Source organism: Roseovarius halophilus (ex Wu et al. 2025), from assembly GCF_047086965.1.
Map to the genome: position 1 here is coordinate 1 of NZ_JBKOTX010000383.1, position 2,746 is coordinate 2,746.

At 64.2% G+C, this 2,746-nt stretch carries 5 protein-coding genes and 3 tRNA genes; 4 read left to right on the forward strand and 4 right to left on the reverse strand.

The features are described from left to right. Positions 1–42 precede the first annotated feature (42 nt). Together ACH107_RS31800 and ACH107_RS31805 are read right to left on the reverse strand one after the other, a co-directional pair. Positions 43–312 carry a hypothetical protein gene (locus tag ACH107_RS31800; protein WP_412509636.1) on the reverse strand — a complete coding sequence of 90 codons (270 nt, stop codon included), beginning with the start codon at positions 310–312 and terminating at the stop codon, positions 43–45. Continuing rightward, positions 312–1,253, reverse strand: coding sequence for a phage tail tube protein (locus ACH107_RS31805; protein ID WP_412509637.1), 942 nt, complete (start codon positions 1,251–1,253; stop codon positions 312–314). Before ACH107_RS31805 ends, ACH107_RS31800 begins: the two co-directional genes overlap by 1 nt. A 70-nt stretch (positions 1,254–1,323) precedes the next feature. Between ACH107_RS31805 and ACH107_RS31810 the strand changes: the two genes are divergently transcribed. After that, the gene (locus ACH107_RS31810) at positions 1,324–1,713 is read left to right on the forward strand and encodes a bactofilin family protein (protein ID WP_412509638.1); all 390 of its coding nucleotides are present in this window, start codon (positions 1,324–1,326) and stop codon (positions 1,711–1,713) included. Here ACH107_RS31810 and ACH107_RS31815 read toward each other — a convergent pair. Continuing rightward, a complete protein-coding gene (locus ACH107_RS31815) occupies positions 1,686–2,111 on the reverse strand; it encodes an acyl-CoA transferase (protein ID WP_412509639.1) in 426 nt (141 codons plus the stop codon). The genes ACH107_RS31810 and ACH107_RS31815 overlap by 28 nt on opposite strands. A gap of 44 nt (positions 2,112–2,155) precedes the next feature. Between ACH107_RS31815 and ACH107_RS31820 the strand changes: the two genes are divergently transcribed. From ACH107_RS31820 to ACH107_RS31830, 3 genes are all read left to right on the forward strand, one after another. Continuing rightward, positions 2,156–2,232: transfer RNA gene (locus tag ACH107_RS31820), tRNA-Ile, on the forward strand. 2 nt (positions 2,233–2,234) lie between these two features. After that, a tRNA-Leu gene (locus ACH107_RS31825) sits at positions 2,235–2,321 on the forward strand. Between the two features lie 3 nt (positions 2,322–2,324). Then, a tRNA-Ser gene (locus tag ACH107_RS31830) sits at positions 2,325–2,414 on the forward strand. A 7-nt stretch (positions 2,415–2,421) separates the two neighbouring features. On the opposite strand, the gene ACH107_RS31835 is transcribed toward ACH107_RS31830, so the two are convergent. Next, on the reverse strand, positions 2,422–2,746 hold a 325-nt coding region (locus ACH107_RS31835; RefSeq protein ID WP_412509640.1), incomplete at its 5' end, for a DUF6441 family protein.

Consider the following 2,746-nt stretch of genomic DNA (forward strand, 5'->3'; position numbering starts at 1 on the left):
GGGCCGAGCAAAAAGCCCTTGAACCCGAAGCCGTCACGGGGGTTAAGATGGCGGCCTAACCAGCGCAACGCGCTGTCTCAGAACCGTGCCCCGGTACAGTACGACGATGCGCGCGACGGCCTTGGCCACGATCCGCGCGAGATCGTCGTTGGAATGGGCCGCATCGCCCTCTGCTTCTATCGTCGCGTCCAATATCGCCGGATCGCTCCGCGCGGCCAGCATGATGGCCGTGGTCAAAGGCTCCACCAGCAGCCGCACGCCATGGCCGAGGTCGAGCCAGTGCGGCGCGGTGGAGAGGTTCAATCGAAGCATCAGTACTCCTCGCGGTCGTTGATCAGTGTGACGGTACACATCCGGCCCACCAGCGGATCGCTGGCCGCCTGCCAATCAAAGGTGACTTGTACGCCCTGAGGCCCGGAAATCTCGATCCGGGGACGCGGCAGGTAGACGGCATGGGCCGTCAGCGTCAGGCTTTCGCCCGTGGGCAGCGTGTAAGAAAACTCCAGCGCGCAGGCCTCGCCATTGATCGCCTGCTGCACCAGCGTCTGGTCGGCAAATCGCACCACAACATTGCCTGTCAGCGCCGCGATTGAGGGGTCCGCGCCATCGATCTTGCCATCCGCGCGGATGGTCTCGATCCGGTCGAGGTTGTTGGCATAGTTAATATCGGCCGAGACGACATTGCCGATGCTTGTCCCATCCCGCGTGACCGCTCCGTTGAAGTGGCCGAAGCGGTGCAGCGCGATGCTCTCCGGCGTCCCGGCAGATGTGCTCGTGGCAGTGTCTTCGCCCTGCGCCACGAGGCTGACCGTCGCTGTCAGCAGCCCTGACCGGGCCATCTGCCAGCTGAGACTGTCGACCATACAGCCGGCATACATGGCATAGCGCGGGACCTCGGGCATGCCGGTCTCGATCGACATCGAGGGCAGCACCCATGACCCGGACTGGAACTCATGGGTAAAGGGCGCCTCCGCGCCCGTGGTCATCGGCGCGCCAAACGCCGCTTTCAGCCAGACCCCGAAGCCTTCCGCATCGATGGGAACCACGACATCCCCGTCGGCCGTCACCGCATCCTTGATCGGCGCCTGCGGATCGCGGCCATAGCCCAGAAGCTCCGAGCTTTGCTGCGGCTGCTCCGCCCCAAGTGTCGTGCTGGCAAAAGGCATGCGGATAAAGCCACTCGCAGGCGGCGTGCCGTAGCTGGTCTCGAACGCAAGCGCCATCTGCGCCCGCGCCCCCTGGGCTCGTGCCATGGTGTTTTCTCCTGTAAGTTGGGACAATGCCCGCGAATCCGCGAAATTAGTTGAAAGGACGCAGCCGACTATGGATCAACCGAGCTCCGCTGTTGGCGCCGGAGGGCGCTCATCCCTCTGTGCCGGCTCAAGTATCACCGGCGACCTTTCATTTCCCGGCACCGCCGAATTGCGCGGCCGTGTCAAAGGATGCGTTTACGCCGCTGAAATCGTCATCGAGACCACCGGCGAAATCGAGGGCGAGATCCACGCCGCCAGCATCACAATCAAGGGTCAATTTGATGGCAAGGTCATTGGCGGCACGGTCATGTTGCACACCAGCGCGCTGGTCACAGGCGAGGTTTCTTATGAGACCCTAAGTATCGAGAGCGGCGCGCAGGTTGAGGGGACGTTCAGGTCCCGTCCCGATGCCAAAGACGCAGAGGCGGTTGATCACGCCAAGGCATCGTCCGTGGAATAGTGCAGCACCACCGGAACAACGGCCGCCTTCAAACTTGCAGCGCCCTCGACAGCCAGATCGACTGGCTCGGGTGCCTCAGCCTCGACCCAATCGCATAGCCCCCCAAGCGTGCGGTCGGCCACGATGACCGCCCCGATGGAGGCGACCAGCTCCGCAAAACTGGCGTCGCGGTCAGTCGCAGTCTGCACCACCACCTCCAGCTCCGCACGGTGCTGGTAGTGATAGCGCAACGGTGACAGCGTCACACCGGGCTCGCCAGGGGTCCCATCGCGCAGGATCATCAGGCCCGAGGGTGAGATCCGCTCCGGCAGCACCTCGCCGCGCAGCACCGGCACATGCGGGATCGTTCTAAGCTGGTCCGCCAGGGCGGTGAGGATGGTCTCTCGGGAGGTGGGCATGTGGTTGCCTTTTTCGAATGACTTCGCCAATAAGCGCACGTGGCGGGCCTGTAGCTCAATTGGTTAGAGCAGAGCGCTCATAACGCTTTGGTTGCGGGTTCAAGTCCTGCCGGGCCTACCAGTGCCCACGTGGTGGAATGGTAGACACACGAGACTTAAAATCTCCTGGCCAGATTGGCCGTGCCGGTTCGAGTCCGGCCGTGGGCACCAAGGGGAAGAGTGGCCGAGCGGTCGAAGGCACCGGTCTTGAACACCGGCGTAGGTGAAAGCCTACCGTGGGTTCGAATCCCACCTCTTCTGCCAGGTCCTGTTACCCCTTCAATCTTGGGTCGACCCATTTCGCCACGATCAGCCCCGGCACGCTGCCCTGCGCCCGCGCGGCATCCCGGTCCAGATCGAGCCGCTTGGGCAGCTTGACCTGCGGGACCAGCAGGAAGATCGGCGCGGTGACCTGGTTACGGCCCGTTTTGGCGCGCGACGCCACCGCCTGACCGCGTGTGTTTATGCGGGCGCGGTCAGCGACCAGCAAGCTCGGTCCGCGCCGGCGATAGACGAAGCGCAGGCGCAGGCCCCGGCGCCGTTCCCATTCTCCCGGCGTGAGCCGTGCCCCACCGCGACCACGCCCGGCGGCTTGC